A 15,910-nucleotide genomic window follows, 5' to 3' on the forward strand; every position below is an offset into this window, starting at 1 on the left:
GCCCGGCCCCTTCATCTCAGTCCCGCCACGGCCTTGATCGCCTGATCCACCTGCTCGGGCGTGGTCACGATGCTCGTCCCGAAGCGCAGCAGCGGGTCGAGGTACGGCGTGACGCTCGCGATCACCTTCTGCGCGTGCAGCCGGCTCACCGCCTCCATCGGCTGCATGCCGCTGATCGAGCAGCACACCAGCCCGGCCGACAGCTCCGGCGACTCGGGCGTGGCCAGCGTGACGTGCGGCAGCTGCCGCAGACCACTCTTGAGCCGGGTGGACAGCTCCTGCGTGCGCCGCTGCACGCGGTCCTTGCCGATGGCGTCCATGAACGCGAACGCCCGCGGCATGGCCCACCGGTGCTCGAACGCCTTGTAGCCGCCCGGTGTGACCAGCTCGGCCGTGCTCGCGGCCGGTGATCCGCCGCTCTGCCAGGCGTCGAACGCGGCCTGGCTGAAGCTCGGGATGATCGGCGCGAGAGCGTCCCAGGCCCGGCCCCATACGATCCCGGTGCCGCGCGGGCCGAACAACCACTTGTGCGTGCCACTGGCCAGGAAGTCGCAGCCCAGGTCCGCCACCCCGTCGGCCATCGCGCCGAACCCGTGCACCCCGTCCACACACAGCAGCGCCCGGTCCCGCTCGTCGCGGCCTTTGTTGGCCTCGGCCAGCATGTCGGCGATGGCCCGGACGGGAACGCGCACGCCGGTGCTCGAATGCACCCAGGTGATCGCCACCACCCTGGTCCGCGGTCCGAGCCCGTTCTTGATCGCCTCCACCATGCGGTCGGCCGAGGCGCGCGCCGGGTCGTCGTACAGCCGGACTCTGCGGACCTTCGCGCCGGTGCGCTCGGCCAGCAGCCGCAGGCCCTCGTGCGTGGCGAGGAAGTCGTGTTCGGTGGTCAGCACGTCCTGTCCCGGGCGCAGCCGGATGCCCGAGTAGAGCAGGCCGAGGCCCATCGTGGTGCTGTCGGTCAGCGCGATGCCGTCCGGCCGGCCGCCCAGGTAGCGGGCGGCCGCCTCGCGTACGGCCTGGTCGGGGGCCTGCTCACCGGGCGGTGTGTACTCGGGGTCGGCGTCCAGGGCCTCCCGGTAGGTCTGGATCGACTCGCGGACCGGCGCCGGGGCCGGGGCCAGTACGAAAGCGGCGAAGTGCGCGTAAGCGGGATCCAGCGAGAACTGGGCCCGGACGGACGCCCAGTCGCCGGGGTCGAAGGAGGTCTTCGTGGGAGCGGGCGCGGGAGTGGCGGGCGCGGCCGTGCACGCGGCCACTCCGGCCAGCACCCCCGCGCCGAGCAGGGCCCGTCTGTTCAGCGGCATGCCTCCTTCATATCCGGGCGCCGGGCCGCCGCCCAGGACCGGGGGCGAGTCGTTATCAGCTCCTGACCGAGGTCACCTGCCTGATCAGGTCGGAGACGCGGACGATGCCCAGGCAGCGGTTCATCTCGTCGGTCACCACGAGGTCGTCGTAGACGCGGCCGGCGTCCCGGCCGGCCGCCTGCATCGCCGCGATGGCCGGAGTCGTCCGGGGGACCGTGCGCGGCGGGTCGGCCAGCCGCTGGGCCGGTTTCGACCCGTGCAGGGCATGGCCGAAGCGGGCCGCGAACGACAGCAGGAAGCGGCTGCGGTCGAGGCTGCCCTTGGGCCGCTGGTACTCGTCCACCAGGATCACGCTGGTGATCGTCGGCTCGTGCCCGAACGCCTCCACGGCCTCCTCCGCCTTGGCCTCCGCCGGCAGCGTCACCGCGGGGATCAGCAGTTCCTGAACGCGCGGGCCCAGCAGGGCGGCGTCCGGCGTGGTGTCGGTGACCGGGAGCGGCACCCGTACCTTGCCGTCAGGGCCGGGTGCGAGCAGGGGGCCGTGCGCGAGGCGCACGCCCAGGCCGCGGACCACCGCCACCTGCGCCTCGCGCTCGACGCCCGGCGCCATCACGTGCGCGCCGATGCCACCCGCCAGCGTCACCACCGACCGTGCCACCGCGGTCGCCCGGTGGTCGGCCGGAATACGCGTCACCAGGTCGGGGTCCAGGGCCAGCAGGTACGGCGAGGAGTCCGTGACCAGCTCCAGCGACGCGCCGTACGAGCCGACGTCGGCGAAGCCCAGCAGGTAGCCGATCGACCGCAGGCCGTCGAGCCCGACCTTCATCAGCGGCCGATCTTGTTCATGGCACGGTCCAGTGACGAGAAGGATCGCCTCGCGCGGATGCCTGCCCGCCCGGCGCAGCGCCTCGTGCAGCGGCGCGAGCGCGCCCGCGCCCGCCAGCAGCACCCGGACGGGGAGCTCCAGCATCATGGGCAGCGGGGTCGCCCGGAGCGTGCCCGCCTGGTCGACGACGGCGGGGTGCGCGATGACCGCCCCGGTGTCGAGGTCAACCATGGGGCTGGTGAGCAGGGAGGACGACACAGACAGATGATTCCGCCAGGAGCTGGAGTCACAGAAGCCCCACGAAACAGAATTTACCGACATTTACCCTGGAGTTCCCTACTGGCTCGGAGGGGAATCTCGTTCGGTTTCGGTCGGCCGGCGCATCGCGAATACCAGGAACAGGCCATACCCTTCAGGGCATGAACGCGCGTCCGGCCAAGGGCGGTGGCCGGTGGGTCACGGTGCCGCCCGAGCGCGTGCACCCGTGGATCGACGGCTTCGCCGATCGCCACGGCCCCTTCTCCGCGACCGGTGACGACCAGATGGTCCGGCTGAGCGCAGCAGACGGGGCGCTGGCCGAGCTGCACGTGCCGTTCCCGCCCATGAAGCCGGGTCCGCCCCACGTCACCAGGCTTGTCACGCACGCTCAGGCCGAGCGGCGGGTGGGGGTCTTCCTGGTACGGCTCGGCGGCTACGCGGCCGGCGTCTTCCACGGCTCCGGCCTGGTGGTGTCGAAGGTGGGATCGCGGCTGGTGCAGGGGCGTACGGCGGCGGGCGGGTGGTCGCAGCAGCGCTTCGCCAGGCGACGGCGCAACCAGGCGGCCCAGGCGTTCGACGACGCGGTGGAGACGGCGGTGCGGGTGTTGTCGCCGTACCTCGGCGAGCTGGACGGGGTGGTGCTCGGCGGGGACCGGCGGGCGGTGGACACGTTGCGCGAGGACCGGCGGCTGGCGCCGCTGCTCGCCCTGGAGACCGGGCCCTTCCTGGTGGTGCCCGACCCCAAGCTGGCCGTGCTCCGCGAGACGCCGGCCACCTTCCGCGCGGTACGCATCCGCGTGCTGGATCCCCCCGACGGATGACCTCAGGGCACTTGACCACGGCCGATGAGATGCGAAAGATCGGTGCTCTCGTCGGAGTCGCGACCTCGCACCTTGTAGAGGGTGAACGTGCCGATCTGGGACTTCGTCTCCTGAATCGCCGAGCGGGCCGGGCCGCGCTGGCCTCGCTTCCCGAGGGCACGATCGTGGGCTCTGCCGAGTTCGCGCGGATCCTCGGGCTCTGGGTGGAGCAGTTGGCCGCGCCCTCGTATGCCGGCGGAGGGCTCGATGCGGGCCGACGGCGGCGGTGAGGGCCTTCATCCACCTGTTGAACGTCTTCACCTGCCACCTGGCCAACCTGCCCGCTCCGGGGCCGCCGACTCGGCGAAACACCTGCATCTGATGCTCGACGGTATGAAGGCCGCCGCCGCAACATCGACCTCGTGACCGATTTGAGGTTTTGAGACGATTCAAAACAATCTTGAATCCCGCTATGATGAGCGAAATCACAGCAGCACGGCCTCGTGAGGATCGATGGCGACCAGGAACATCAAGGAGGTCGCGCAGCTGGCGCGCGTCTCAGTGGGCACGGTGAGCAATGTGCTCAACCGCCCGGAGATCGTGTCCCCCGCCACACGCGAACGCGTCTTCGAAGCGATCAAGAAGCTCGGTTTCGTCCGCAATGAGGTGGCTCGCCACCTGCGGGTCGGCCGCAGCCGGACGGTCGGGCTCGTCGTGCTCGACGTGTCCAACCCGTTCTTCGTGGACGTGGCCCAGGGCGCCGAGGCGCTGGCCGAGGACCACGACACGATGGTGGTGCTCTGCAACAGCGCCGGTGACCCCGGCCGCGAGCGCCGCCACCTCGACCAGCTCGAACAGCAGCGGGTGATGGGCATACTGATCACCCCGGTCGAGACGGAGACCCCGTGGCTGGAGGAGCTGATCGCCCGGGGCACGCCCGTGGTGCTGGTCGACCGGCCGGCCACCGGGCTGCAGTGCTCGGTGGCGGTCGACGACCGGCTCGGCGGGCAGATCGCCGGCGCTCACCTCGTCGAACGCGGGCACCGGCGGATCATGTTCGTGGGCGGCCCGCCGTCCATCAAACAGGTGGCCGACCGGCACGCGGGCCTCAGCAGCGCCGTCGCCGCCGCGGACGGCGCCGTCGAGTTGCTCACCGCCACCGCGCCCACGCTGACCGTCGCCGAGGGCCGGGCCATCGGGGAACGCGTGGCGGCCCTGCCACCAGGGAAACGGCCCACCGCCGCCTTCTGCGCCAACGACATGATGGCGCTCGGCTTCTTACAAGCGATGGCCACCCACGGGCTGCGCGTGCCCGAGGACCTGGCCATCATCGGATACGACGACATCGACTTCGCCGCGGCGGCCGCGGTGCCGCTGTCCTCGGTGCGGCAGCCGCGCGAGCTGCTCGGGCGCACGGCCATCGACCTGCTGCTCGAGGAGGTCGCCGAGCCCGAGCAACATCGCCACAGACAGGTCATCTTCCAGCCCGACCTGGTGGTACGCGAGTCCAGCGCCATGCGCCGCGACGACTGAGGCTCCACCGCTTCCCTGCCACCGATTCCGGGCCACGCCGTTGCCAGGGGCGAAGGCCCCTGCCGGCGTGCCCACCGGAAGGAACCCCATTGCCCGAGATCATCTATCAGAATCCCCTCGCCACCCACGGCGACCTGGAAGGTTTCCGGATGGAGGGCGACGGCGCCGTCTCCTTCCCCCAGGGCCGCCTGCGCCTGGAGAGCCGAAGACCGGCCTCCGACGGCCAGGCGGCCAACCTGGTGCTGTGGTGCCCAGAAGAGTTCCCGGCCGGCATACGCGTCGAGTGGGACTTCTGGCCGATCAGGGAGCCGGGCCTGGCCATCATGTTCTTCCACGCCCGGGGCAGGAACGGCGAGGACCTGTTCGACCCCGCTCTGGCCGAGCGCACCGGCCCGTACGACCAGTACCACCACGGCGACATCGACGCCTACCACGTCTCCTACTTCCGTCGCATGTGGGCCTCCGAACGTGCCCTGCACACGTGCAACCTGCGCAAGAGCCATGGCTTCCACCTGGTCGCGCAGGGCCCCGACCCGCTCCCGGCGGTGCTCGACGCGGACGGCCCCTACGCCGTCCGCCTCGACGTCAAGGGGTCGGAGATCACCTTCGGAATCAACGATTTGGTCTCGTTCCGCTGGGCGGACGACGGCTCGATCGGCGGTTCCGCCCTGGCAGGAGGCAAAATCGGCTTTCGCCAGATGGCTCCGCTGATCGGAGAGTACGGAAATCTCCGGGTCTGGGCTCATTGACTTTGAGTCGATTCAACACTAATTTCGCACCAACCCGCCGTTCACTCGCTTGTAACTGGGCAGGAACTGCGGTGCAACAACCGACCCCCGATCCGTGCAGATGCCACGAAAGGTGGTATGCCGGATGAACCATCCCGCAATGTCGATCAGATTCCAAGCTGCCTGCTCAGAGCTCATCTGGGCGGTCCGGCTGAACCTGATGTGGATCGTCTTCACCCTCGCGGGAGGCGTGATCCTCGGGCTCGGGCCCGCCACTGTAGCCGCCTACACCCTGGCTCGGAGGCACGCCCGCAATGAATCGTTTCAGGCTTGGCGTGAATTCTGGACCGTCTACCGACGGGAGTTCGTCCGGGCCTCGTTGCTGGTCCTGCCGGTGGCGCTGCTCGCCACCGTCCTGATCGGCAACTACCTGTACTTTGCCGCGCAAGGTACGGGATGGAGCGGGCTGCGGATCGCGACGTTCGTGGCCCTGCTTCTGCTGGCCGCCGCCGGGGCGTACGTCGGGCCGTTGTACGTGCATTACAAGCTGCCGCTGTGGGGCTACATCCCCAAGGCGTCACTCCTGGCGCTGACCAGGCCTGCCTCCACCGTGCTGTTGCTGTTCGCGCTCTGGGCGATCGCCTACGTGACGGCGACAATGCCCGTCCTCGCGCTGGTGATCAGCGTCGGTGCGTGGATCTATCTCAACACATGGCTCTGCCTGCGCTTCTTCGAGGAGAACGAGGCGCGCCTGCATTCGAAAGGGAACCTATGAGCGCATCTCGTAGTCGGCTCATGGCTGGTGCGTTAACGCTAGCGACCGCCCTGCTGGCATCCGCCTGCTCCGGTACCGGCGGTGGCGGTGGCGGCGAGTCGAACCAGGCCGACGCCAACACCATCACCTTCATGACCAAGCTGTTCGGCACGGCCCCGAACCCGCAGGGCGAGCTGCACCAGGCGATCGAGAAGTTCCTCGGTAAGAAGATCAAGGTCACCTGGGTGCCGAACGCGGACTACCAGGAGAAGGTCAACGTCACGCTGGCCTCCGACAACATCCCCGACGTCATGGTGGTCAACCCGAAGTCGCCGGCCTTCGGCAAGGCGGCGGCGGCCGGGGCGTTCTGGGACCTCACCGACAAGATCAAGAAGTATCCCAACCTGGTCGGTGACGAGAAGGTTCTGCTCAACTCCTCGATCAACGGCAAGATCTACGGCCCCTACCGGACCAGGCCGCTGCTCCGCTCCGCGGTCATGATCCGCGCCGACTGGCTGAAGAAGGTCGGCCTGGAGGCGCCCAAGACCACGGACGACCTCTACAAGATCGCCGAAGCGTTCACCAAGAAGGACCCGGACGGCAACGGTAAGGACGACACCTACGGCCTGATCATTCCCAAGTGGCCGGGCGTCGAGTTCGCGGCCTCCAACCCGTTCAACGTGATCGACGTCTGGTTCGGCGCCCCGAACAACTGGGGCGAGCGCGACGGCAAGCTCGTGCCGGAGTTCGACACGCCAGAGTTCTTCGAGGCCAACCGCTTCATGAAGAAGATGATCCAGGAGGGCCTCGTCAACCCGGACTGGAACACGCTCGACACCGCCAAGTGGAACGACCCGTTCGTCCAGAACAAGGGCGGCATCATCATCGACGTCGACGTCCGCGCCACCCAGCTGCTCGACCTGTTCAAGGAGCAGGACCCGCAGACCTACGGCGACAAGGTCCTCACCGTCGGCAACCTCTCCCGTCCTGACGGCAAGAAGTTCTCCCTGCCGTTCAGCGGCTACAACGACATCCTGGCGGTCTCCAAGCAGCGGGTGAAGACCGAGGCTCAGCTCGACGAGCTGCTGAAGACCCTCGACAAACTGGCCAGCAAGGAAGGCCAGGTCCTGCTCAGCAACGGCATCGAGGGACGCAACTTCAAGGTCGAGAACGGCGAAGCCGTCCTGATCAACCAGGACGACCCCAAGGTCAAGCAGGTCCAGGACGACGTCGACAAGGCCTTCATCCAGCTCGGCACCCAGGCCAGCACCGGCACCACCGGTATCGCCTACCCGCGTGTCCCCCCGGAGGCGCCGTATCGGAAGGACCTTGCCGAGCGCAAGGAGCGCGTGGCCGAGGACCTGAAGACGGCCGTGTTCGACCCCAGCCTGCCGGTGGTCCCGCCGACCCTGGTGGCCAAGGGCGCGACGCTCAACCCGATCGTCACCGACGCGCGGGTCAAGTACCTCGCCGGCCAGCTCACCGAGGAGCAGCTGAAGGCCGAGATCAAGCGCTGGTACGACGGCGGCGGCACGCAGATCGCCCAGGAGATCAACGACCTGGTCTCCAAGCTCGGCCAGTGATGTGACCCGGGAGGGGCCCCCAACCGGGCCCCTCCCCTAGAAAGGAGGCCGAGTGGCCACCGACCTGGCGCCGCCACCGGTCAAGGCGGCCAAGGTAGCCGGGCACAAGCCCAACAGAGCCCAGACGCTGTGGCGCTACCGATGGCTGTACCTGCTGCTCATCCCCGGGCTGGCGTACTTCTTCGTCTTCAAGTACGTCCCGATGCGCGGCCTGCAGATCGCCTTCCAGGACTTCGTGCCGTTCCTGGGCTACAACGGCAGCGAGTGGGTGGGCTTCAAGCACTTCGTGGACCTGTTCACCGGGCCCGACTTCAACCGCTTGATGTACAACACGCTGTTCCTGGCGTTTCTGAACATCATCTTCGTCTTCCCGGCGCCGATCATCGTGGCGCTGATGCTGAACGAGCTGCGGATCAACGTCCTCAAGCGCTCGGTGCAGTCGCTGATCTACATCCCGCACTTCCTGTCCTGGACGATCGTCGCGTCGCTGACGTACATCCTGTTCTCCGTCGACTACGGCGTTCTCGCCGGCTGGATCCACGAGTTCCTGGGCGGGCAGAAGATCGACTACGTGGCGCAGCCGGATTGGTTCCGGTCGATCATCATCCTGCAGACGCTCTGGAAGACCACCGGGTGGACCACGATCATCTATCTGGCGGCGCTGGCCGGGGTGAGCCCGGAACTGTACGAGGCGGCCAGGATGGACGGCGCGGGACGGTGGCGGCAGTTGTGGCACGTCACGCTCCCGGCGATCCGCCCGACGATCGTCGTCATGGCCATCCTCATGTCCGGCAACCTGCTCGACATGAGCTTCGAGCAGATCTGGCTCATGACCAACAACCTGAACCGCGGTACCGCCGACGTCTTCGACACCTTCGTCTACTACGTGGGCATCAACCAGGGCGCGTACAGCTACGCGACCGCCGTCGGACTGTTCAAGGGCGTCGCGGGAGTCCTGTTGATCTTCGGTTCCAACTGGCTGGCCAAGCGCCTCGGCCAGCGTGGCCTGTTCTAGGAGCGACCATGTCTGTCAATCAATACCGCTCTGTGGGCAGCCGCATCTTCGACGCGATCAACATCGCGGTCCTCGTCGGGCTGGGGCTGATCACGCTCCTGCCGCTGCTGTACGTCCTGGCCGGATCGTTCGCCTCCGAGTCGGAGATCGCCTCGCGGACGTTCTTCCTGTGGCCGGAGAAGTTCGTCACCAGCACCTACGAGTACATCTTCGCCACCGACGTGTTCATCAGGGCGCTGCTCACGACCATCGGGGTGACGGTCGTCGGCACGGTCGTCCAGGTCGGGCTCACGCTCACCATGGCCTACCCGCTGGCCAAGCGGTACCTGCCGGGCCGTACCCTGGCGCTCAACCTGGTGATCTTCACGGTGGTGTTCGGCGGCGGCATCATCCCCACCTACCTGGTCGTCCGCGACCTCGGGCTGCTCAACAGCTACTGGGCGCTGATCCTGCCGCTCGCGATCAACCCCTTCTACCTGATCATCGTCAAGAGCTTCTTCCAGGAGCTGCCCGAGGCGCTGGAGGAGGCGGCACGCATCGACGGCGCCACCGAGATGGGCGTCTTCTGGAAGATCGTGCTGCCACTGTCCAAGCCGATCATCGCGACGTTCTCGCTGTTCTACGCCGTGGGCATCTGGAACGACTACATGTCGCCGCTGCTCTACATCGACGACTCGAGCAAGTGGACGCTGCAGGTGCTGGTGCGCCAGCTCACCGGCGCGGACGCGCAGAACGCGCTGTCGGCCATGGAGACGGTGTTCTTCCCCACCCAGGGGTTGAAGTTCGCCGTCGTGGTCATCGCCACGCTGCCGATCCTCTGCTTCTACCCGTTCCTGCAGAAGCACTTCGTCAAGGGCGTGCTGATCGGCTCGGTCAAGGAATGACGCCTGCGATCCTGCTGGCCGGGGACTCGACGGTGGCCTCGTGCCCGGCGTTCGAGGCGCCCATGTCGGGGTGGGGCGCGCAACTGGGCGCCCACGTGGGCCGCCCGGTGCGCAACTTCGCCAAGGGCGGCGCCACCACGGCCAGCCATCGCGCTGAAGGGCTCTGGGCGGCGCTGCTGCGCGAGGTCGTGCCCGGCGACCTGGTGGTGATCCAGTTCGGGCACAACGATCAGAAGGACCCTGGCCTGCCGTACCGGGACAACCTGCGCGCCTTCGTGAAGGAGGCGCGCGGGGCCGGGGCTCGGCCCGTGCTGTGCACGTCGGTGCAGCGGCGCCGATGGGAGGGCGACCGGCTGGTCCCGACGCACGGCGACTACCCCGAGCAGGTCCGGACGCTGGCCGCCGCCGAGGACGTGCCGTTGATCGACCTGACCGCCGCCACCACCGAGCTGTACGAGCGGCTCGGCCCAGAGGGGTCCAAAGCCCTGTTCACGCACTTCCCACCCGGCGTGCACCCGCTCTACCCGGACGGGATCGCCGACGACACGCACTTCTGCTTCCGCGGTGCCGACGAGGTGGCCGCGATCGTCGCCGAGCGATTGAAGGAGATCGCATGACGGAGCTGCGCTGGCTGGACCGACCGGGCGAGCAGGGGGTGACCTGGGGAGTCCCGTGGCCGCGCGGCGCGGTCGAGCGGGGCGCGCCGTTCGCGCTGAGCGACGCGGACGGCCGTGAGGTGCCTGTGCAGAGCTGGGTGACGGCCACGTGGCCGGACGGCTCGGTCAAATGGTCGGCCCACGCCATCGGCGCCCGGCCGGAGTGCTCGGAGTACCGGCTGGAGCCGGGCCGCGCGCCCGCCGCGTCCGCCACCACCGTCACCGTCGCCCGCGAGGGCGGCGTGCTGACGGTCGGCACCGGCGTGGTGACCTGGAGGATCGAGGAGGCCGGCGGCACGCTGGCCCGCTCGATCTCGCGCGGCGACCGCGAGATCGCCAGGGACGTCCGCCTGGTGAGCCTCCGCCAGGCCGAGCCCACCCCCGACGAGGGCGGCCCGGTCGCCCGCGAGCAGGTCACCGGCGTGGTCGAGCGGGTCACGGTGGAGCAGGACGGCCCCGTGCGCGCCGTGGTGCGCCTGGAGGGCCGGCACGGCGACTGGCTGCCGTTCACCGTGCGCCTGTACTTCTACGCCGGCGCAGAGGACGTGCGGATCATGCACACGTTCGTCTGGGACGGCGACCCCGACCGGGACTTCCTGGCCGGGGTCGGCCTGCGTGCCGACGTCGTGATGCGCGACGAGCTCCACGACCGGCACGTCCGGCTGGCCGGCGACGGGGGTTTCCTCACCGAGGCGGTACGCGGCCTGACCGGCCTGCGCCTCGACCCCGGCGAGTCCGTACGCAAGGCGCAGGTCGCGGGCCGGCCGTGCGGCGAGATCGACCCCGAAGTCGGCAACCGCCTGCACCTCATCCCCGCCTGGAACGACTACACGCTCGACCAGGGCTCCGCCGACGGCTTCACGCTGCGCAAGCGCACCGCCGAAGGCCACGCGTGGGTGACGATCCCGTCGGGCGCCCGCTCGGCGGGCTACGGTTACGTGGGCGGCGTCAGCGGCGGGCTCGGCTTCGGCCTGCGGGACTTCTGGCGCCTGCACCCCACCCGCCTCGACATCAGGAACGCGGCCGCCGACCTGGCCACCGCGACCGTCTGGTTGTGGTCGCCGTCCGCGCCCGCCATGGACCTGCGCTTCTACCACGACGGCATGGGGCAGGACACCTTCGCCGAGCAGCTGGAGGGCCTGGAGATCACCTACGAGGACTACGAGCCGGGCTTCGGCGACGCCCGCGGCGTGGCCCGTACCCATGAGCTGACCCTGCGCGCCCTCGACGCCACGCCCGCCTCGGAAGACCTGGCCGCCTGCGCGGCCGCCATGAACGAGCCCGGCCTGCTCGTCGCGACCCCCGAGCGGATGCGGGAAGCCGGCGTGTTCGGCGTCTGGGAGCTGCCCGACCCCTCCACACCCGCGCACGCGCGCATCGAGGACCGCCTGGACTTCCTGTTCGATCTCTACGTGCGGGAACGCGAACAACGCCGCTGGTACGGGTTCTGGGACTACGGCGACGTCATGCACACCTACGACCCGGACCGGCACACCTGGCGCTACGACGTGGGCGGCTACGCCTGGGACAACTCGGAGCTCTCGCCCGACCTGTGGTTGTGGATGCAGTACCTGCGCACCGGCCGGTCCGACGTGTTCCGCTTCGCCGAGGCCATGACCCGGCACACCGGCGAGGTCGACGTCTACCACCTGGGCCGCTGGAAGGGCCTGGGCAGCCGGCACAACGTGCAGCATTGGGGCTGCAGCTGCAAGCAGTTGCGGATCTCCAACGCCGCCTACCGGCGGTTCTACTACTACCTGACCGCCGACGAGCGCACCGGCGACCTGATGGACGAGCTCAGCGTGCCCGAGGAGACGTTCACGGTCATCGACCCGCAGCGCAAGGTGCGCCAGGACGTCTACACCCCGGACCCGGCGGCGCTGTCGGTCGGCCTCGGCACCGACTGGGGCTCGCTGGCGGCGGCCTGGCTCACCCGCTGGGAACGGTACGGCGACGAGCGGGCCAGAGACCGGCTGCTCGGCACGATGGCCGGTATCGGGGCGCTGCCGCAGGGCTTCCTCACCGGCGAGGCCCGCTTCAATCTGGAGACCGGCCGGTTCGACGCCTCGAGCGACAAGATCTCCGTCTCGCACCTGTCGTCGCTGTTCGGGCTGCCGGAGATCTGCGCCGAGCTCATCGCGCTCGACCTGGGCGTCCCCGGGTTCGAGCGGGCGTGGCTGGACTACTGCCGCCTCTACCTCGCCACCCCCGAGCAGCAGGAGGCGGAGGTGGGGCGGCGGCTGAGCGGCATCTCGCTGATCCAGGCGCACAGCAGGCTCACCGCGTACGCGGCCGCCCGCACCGATGACGCCGCCCTGGCCGCGTGGGCGTGGCGGAAGTTCACCTTCGACGAGGGTGACCAGCTCAACAAGAACCAGCTGCAGCGGCAGGAGAACTGGGAGCTGACGCTGGTCGACGGTCCCGAAGTTCTGTCTCCTCTGCGGGAGGCGCCGTTCGTCAGCACCAACGGGGCCGCGCAGTACGGCCTGGCCGCCATCCACAACCTCGCCCTGATCGGCAAGCACCTGGCGGAACATTAATCGGAGGTTTGGCCGCGCGCGTGGCCATACACTGATCGGTATGCACACTCCCGATTGATCGGCGTCGCACGCCCAAACCCTCGTTTCCTAGCTCGGGAGTGTTCCGCCACCATGATCATCGCCAATGATATAGAGCTGCGCGCGGGCGCGCGCCTGCTCATTGAGAAAGCCACCTTCCGGGTCAACGCCGGGGACAAGATCGGGCTCGTCGGCCGCAACGGCGCGGGCAAGACGACGTTGACCAAGGTCCTGGCGGGTGAGGCGCTGCCCGCCGCCGGCTCCGTCGCCACCAGCGGCAGTGTGGGCTACCTGCCGCAGGACCCGCGCACCGGCGACCTGCAGGTGCTGGCCCGCGACCGCATCCTGTCCGCGCGCGGGCTCGATGAGGTGCTCCGCAAGCTGCGCGAGGCGGAGCTCGGCATGTCGTCGGCCGACGAGCGCACCCGCGAGAAGGCGGTCAAGCGCTACGGCCGCCTCGAGGACCAGATGCACGTGCTGGGCGGGTACGCCGCCGAGTCAGAGGCGGCCTCCATCGCCTCCAGTCTCGGGCTGCCGGACCGCGTCCTGACGCAGCCGTTGCAAACGCTTTCCGGGGGTCAGCGCAGGCGCGTGGAATTGGCGCGAATTCTTTTCAGCGGGGCGGAAACTCTCCTTCTCGACGAGCCGACAAACCACCTAGATGCGGACTCAATCGGGTGGCTTCGTGATTTTTTGCGATCCCATCAGGGCGGCTTGGTGATCATCAGTCACGACGTCGGCCTTCTTGAAGCGACGGTCAACAAGGTTCTGCACCTGGACGCCAACCGGTCGGTGATCGATCACTACAACGTCGGCTGGACGGCGTACCTCGCTCAGCGTGAGACCGACGAGAAGCGCCGCAAGCGCGAGCGCGCCAACGCCGAGAAACAGGCCGGTGCGCTGCTGGCGCAGGCCGACAAGATGCGCGCCAAGGCCACCAAGGCGAAGGCCGCCCAGGACATGATGCGCCGGGCGCACCGGTTGCTGTCCGGCACCGAGGAAGAGCGCAAAAGCGACAAGGTTGCGCGGCTGCGTTTCCCCGAGCCGCAGCCGTGCGGGCGCACCCCGCTCATGGCCGAGGGCCTGTCCAAGTCGTACGGCTCGCTGGAGGTCTTCACCGACGTCAACGTGGCCATCGACCGCGGCCACAGGGTCGTCATCCTCGGGCTGAACGGCGCGGGCAAGACCACGCTGCTGCGCCTGCTCGGCAACATCGAGGAGCCCGACACCGGCGAGATCCGGCCGGGCCACGGCCTCAAGATCGGCTATTACGCGCAGGAGCACGAAACGCTGGACTCCGGCCGGACCCTGCTGGAGAACATGCGCTCGGCCGGCGGCGAGTTCACCGACACCGAGCTGCGCAAGGTGCTCGGGTCGTTCCTGTTCACCGGCGACGACGTCGACAAGCCCGCCGGTGTCCTCTCCGGCGGGGAGAAGACCCGGCTGGCGCTGGCCATGCTGGTGCTCTCCAGCGCCAATGTCCTCCTTCTCGACGAGCCCACGAACAACCTCGATCCGGTCAGCCGGGAGCAGGTTCTCAACGCTCTGAGGTCGTATTCAGGAGCAATCGTCCTAGTCACACATGACGAGGGTGCCGTTGACGCCCTGTCACCGGATAGGGTGATCTTGCTACCTGACGGAACTGAAGACGCGTGGAGCGACGAATTTTCCGATCTTGTGGCACTTGCCTGATCTTAATTTGAGTGGGTACGGATCTTTTCCCGTGGAGTAGGTAGCCGATCCCGCTGAAATGACTGATCATGGCGGAGTAACGCTGCGGAAGTCCGGCACTACAGGAGGTACTCGTGGCCGAGACACTGAAGAAGGGCACCCGGGTCACCGGGGCCGACCGGGAAAAACTGGCCGGCGATCTCAAGAAGCGCTACGCCGCGGGCGAGAGCATCCGCGCCCTGGCTGCTTCTACCGGTCGGTCCTACGGGTTCATCCATCGCATCCTGAGCGAGTCCGGTGTGACTCTGCGCGGGCGCGGCGGGGCGACCCGAGGCAAGTCCAAGCGCTGACGGCCGCCTCGGAACGTGCGACCGCAGCCGCCCGTCCCTAGTCAGCCGGCGTCGCGCCCGAGCCAGAATCATATTCTGTAGGCTCGGGCGCGACGGTCAGCACTGTGGCTGGAGGGATCGGGCGATGACGGAAGCACAGGCGCAACAGCGTGGGGGGTACGCGGAGGACGTCTCTGCCGAACGATTGGCGGAGATCGGGCTTCGTTTCGAGGTGGACGGTGAGATAGCGACGATCGCGCTGGACCGGCCGGACAAGCGCAACGCGCAGACGTTCGCGACATGGTCGGCACTGGCTCGCATCGGCGAGAGCCTGCCCGAGCAGGTGCGCGTCGTCGTCGTGAAAGGTGAGGGACCGTCCTTCTCGGCAGGCATCGACCTGCGAATGTTCACAGCTGAGGGGGTGCCCGGACAGGGCTCGTTCAGCTCGGCGGCCAAGAGCGGAGACACAGACTTCGAACAGCGCATCAGGCAGGCCCAGGCGGGGTTCCTGTGGTTGCGCCGCCCGGAGATCGTCTCCATCGCCGCAGTGCAAGGGCATGCGATCGGGGCGGGGTTTCAACTCGCGCTCGCCTGCGACCTGCGGATCGTGGCCGATGATGTCGCGTTCTGTATGAAGGAGCCCGCACTGGGCCTGGTGCCCGATCTCACGGGAACCAAGCCCCTGGTCGAGCTGGTGGGCCTGGCCAAGGCGATCGACATCTGCCTGACGGCCAGGATCGTGCACGCGGACGAGGCCATGCGGATCGGCCTCGCGGAGAAAGCGGTCGCCGGGGGCGACCTGACGCAAGCCGTACAAGAGAAGGCCGCGGAGCTGTTGTCGACCAACCGGGACGCGGCTGTCGCGACCAAACGACTCCTCCAGGGTGCGCGATCACGCACCCTGGAGGAGCAGTGTGTGGCCGAGGGCCTGGAGCAGTTGGGCCGCCTCAAGGCCCTCTTCCCTGTCTCTTCTACACATCTCCGAGCCCACGAGACCCTAAGACATCT

At 68.5% G+C, this 15,910-nt stretch carries 14 protein-coding genes; 12 read left to right on the forward strand and 2 right to left on the reverse strand.

Going from position 1 to position 15,910, the window contains the following annotated elements; all coding sequences use genetic code 11:
• Window positions 1-11: 11 nt before the first annotated feature.
• Together ETD86_RS12720 and ETD86_RS12725 are read right to left on the reverse strand one after the other, a co-directional pair.
• On the reverse strand, window positions 12-1,307 hold the full coding sequence (locus tag ETD86_RS12720; protein ID WP_138666336.1) for an aminotransferase class V-fold PLP-dependent enzyme: 1,296 nt from the start codon (window positions 1,305-1,307) through the stop codon (window positions 12-14).
• A gap of 55 nt (window positions 1,308-1,362) precedes the next feature.
• Window positions 1,363-2,391 carry an EAL domain-containing protein gene (locus ETD86_RS12725; RefSeq protein ID WP_138666337.1) on the reverse strand — a complete coding sequence of 343 codons (1,029 nt, stop codon included), beginning with the start codon at window positions 2,389-2,391 and terminating at the stop codon, window positions 1,363-1,365.
• A gap of 161 nt (window positions 2,392-2,552) precedes the next feature.
• Between ETD86_RS12725 and ETD86_RS12730 the strand changes: the two genes are divergently transcribed.
• From ETD86_RS12730 to ETD86_RS12785, 12 genes are all read left to right on the forward strand, one after another.
• Window positions 2,553-3,212 (forward strand): acVLRF1 family peptidyl-tRNA hydrolase, encoded by a 660-nt coding sequence (locus ETD86_RS12730; protein WP_138666338.1) that lies wholly within the window; start codon window positions 2,553-2,555, stop codon window positions 3,210-3,212.
• A gap of 492 nt (window positions 3,213-3,704) precedes the next feature.
• Window positions 3,705-4,724, forward strand: a complete 1,020-nt coding sequence (locus tag ETD86_RS12735; RefSeq protein ID WP_138666339.1) for a LacI family DNA-binding transcriptional regulator — start codon at window positions 3,705-3,707, stop codon at window positions 4,722-4,724.
• A gap of 89 nt (window positions 4,725-4,813) precedes the next feature.
• A complete protein-coding gene (locus ETD86_RS12740) occupies window positions 4,814-5,473 on the forward strand; it encodes a DUF1961 family protein (protein WP_211370003.1) in 660 nt (219 codons plus the stop codon).
• Between the two features lie 199 nt (window positions 5,474-5,672).
• Window positions 5,673-6,227, forward strand: coding sequence for a YesL family protein (locus tag ETD86_RS12745; protein ID WP_138666340.1), 555 nt, complete (start codon window positions 5,673-5,675; stop codon window positions 6,225-6,227).
• Between the two features lie 20 nt (window positions 6,228-6,247).
• Window positions 6,248-7,789, forward strand: coding sequence for an extracellular solute-binding protein (locus tag ETD86_RS12750; RefSeq protein ID WP_246147877.1), 1,542 nt, complete (start codon window positions 6,248-6,250; stop codon window positions 7,787-7,789).
• Between the two features lie 52 nt (window positions 7,790-7,841).
• Window positions 7,842-8,804 carry an ABC transporter permease gene (locus ETD86_RS12755; RefSeq protein ID WP_246147878.1) on the forward strand — a complete coding sequence of 321 codons (963 nt, stop codon included), beginning with the start codon at window positions 7,842-7,844 and terminating at the stop codon, window positions 8,802-8,804.
• A gap of 8 nt (window positions 8,805-8,812) precedes the next feature.
• Complete coding sequence (locus tag ETD86_RS12760; RefSeq protein WP_138666342.1) at window positions 8,813-9,688, forward strand: carbohydrate ABC transporter permease; 876 nt, start codon at window positions 8,813-8,815, stop codon at window positions 9,686-9,688.
• Entirely contained in the window at window positions 9,685-10,305 is a 621-nt protein-coding gene (locus ETD86_RS12765) for a rhamnogalacturonan acetylesterase (protein WP_138666343.1), read from the forward strand. Before ETD86_RS12760 ends, ETD86_RS12765 begins: the two co-directional genes overlap by 4 nt.
• Window positions 10,302-12,884: an exo-rhamnogalacturonan lyase family protein gene (locus ETD86_RS12770; protein WP_138666344.1), complete on the forward strand. Its 2,583-nt coding sequence runs from the start codon at window positions 10,302-10,304 to the stop codon at window positions 12,882-12,884. The genes ETD86_RS12765 and ETD86_RS12770 overlap by 4 nt, the downstream gene beginning before the upstream one ends.
• Window positions 12,885-12,995: 111 nt before the next feature.
• A complete protein-coding gene (locus ETD86_RS12775; protein WP_138666345.1) occupies window positions 12,996-14,594 on the forward strand; it encodes an ABC-F family ATP-binding cassette domain-containing protein in 1,599 nt (532 codons plus the stop codon).
• A gap of 113 nt (window positions 14,595-14,707) precedes the next feature.
• Window positions 14,708-14,923, forward strand: coding sequence for a helix-turn-helix domain-containing protein (locus tag ETD86_RS12780; RefSeq protein ID WP_020547488.1), 216 nt, complete (start codon window positions 14,708-14,710; stop codon window positions 14,921-14,923).
• Between the two features lie 124 nt (window positions 14,924-15,047).
• Window positions 15,048-15,910 (forward strand): enoyl-CoA hydratase/isomerase family protein (locus ETD86_RS12785; RefSeq protein WP_138666346.1); only part of this gene is annotated, 863 nt, incomplete at its 3' end.

The organism is Nonomuraea turkmeniaca, assembly GCF_005889735.1.
GTDB lineage: Bacteria > Actinomycetota > Actinomycetes > Streptosporangiales > Streptosporangiaceae > Nonomuraea > Nonomuraea turkmeniaca.

Excerpts from the sequence above, each read along its gene's own strand:
- ETD86_RS12735 (WP_138666339.1), top strand. The coding sequence starts at position 3,705 with ATGGCGACCAGGAACATCAAGGAGGTCGCGCAGCTGGCGCGCGTCTCA.
- ETD86_RS12760 (WP_138666342.1), top strand. The coding sequence starts at position 8,813 with ATGTCTGTCAATCAATACCGCTCTGTGGGCAGCCGCATCTTCGACGCG.
- ETD86_RS12720 (WP_138666336.1), bottom strand. The coding sequence starts at position 1,307 with ATGCCGCTGAACAGACGGGCCCTGCTCGGCGCGGGGGTGCTGGCCGGA.
- ETD86_RS12765 (WP_138666343.1), top strand. The coding sequence starts at position 9,685 with ATGACGCCTGCGATCCTGCTGGCCGGGGACTCGACGGTGGCCTCGTGC.
- ETD86_RS12775 (WP_138666345.1), top strand. The coding sequence starts at position 12,996 with ATGATCATCGCCAATGATATAGAGCTGCGCGCGGGCGCGCGCCTGCTC.
- ETD86_RS12770 (WP_138666344.1), top strand. The coding sequence starts at position 10,302 with ATGACGGAGCTGCGCTGGCTGGACCGACCGGGCGAGCAGGGGGTGACC.
- ETD86_RS12730 (WP_138666338.1), top strand. The coding sequence starts at position 2,553 with ATGAACGCGCGTCCGGCCAAGGGCGGTGGCCGGTGGGTCACGGTGCCG.
- ETD86_RS12750 (WP_246147877.1), top strand. The coding sequence starts at position 6,248 with ATGGCTGGTGCGTTAACGCTAGCGACCGCCCTGCTGGCATCCGCCTGC.
- ETD86_RS12745 (WP_138666340.1), top strand. The coding sequence starts at position 5,673 with ATGTGGATCGTCTTCACCCTCGCGGGAGGCGTGATCCTCGGGCTCGGG.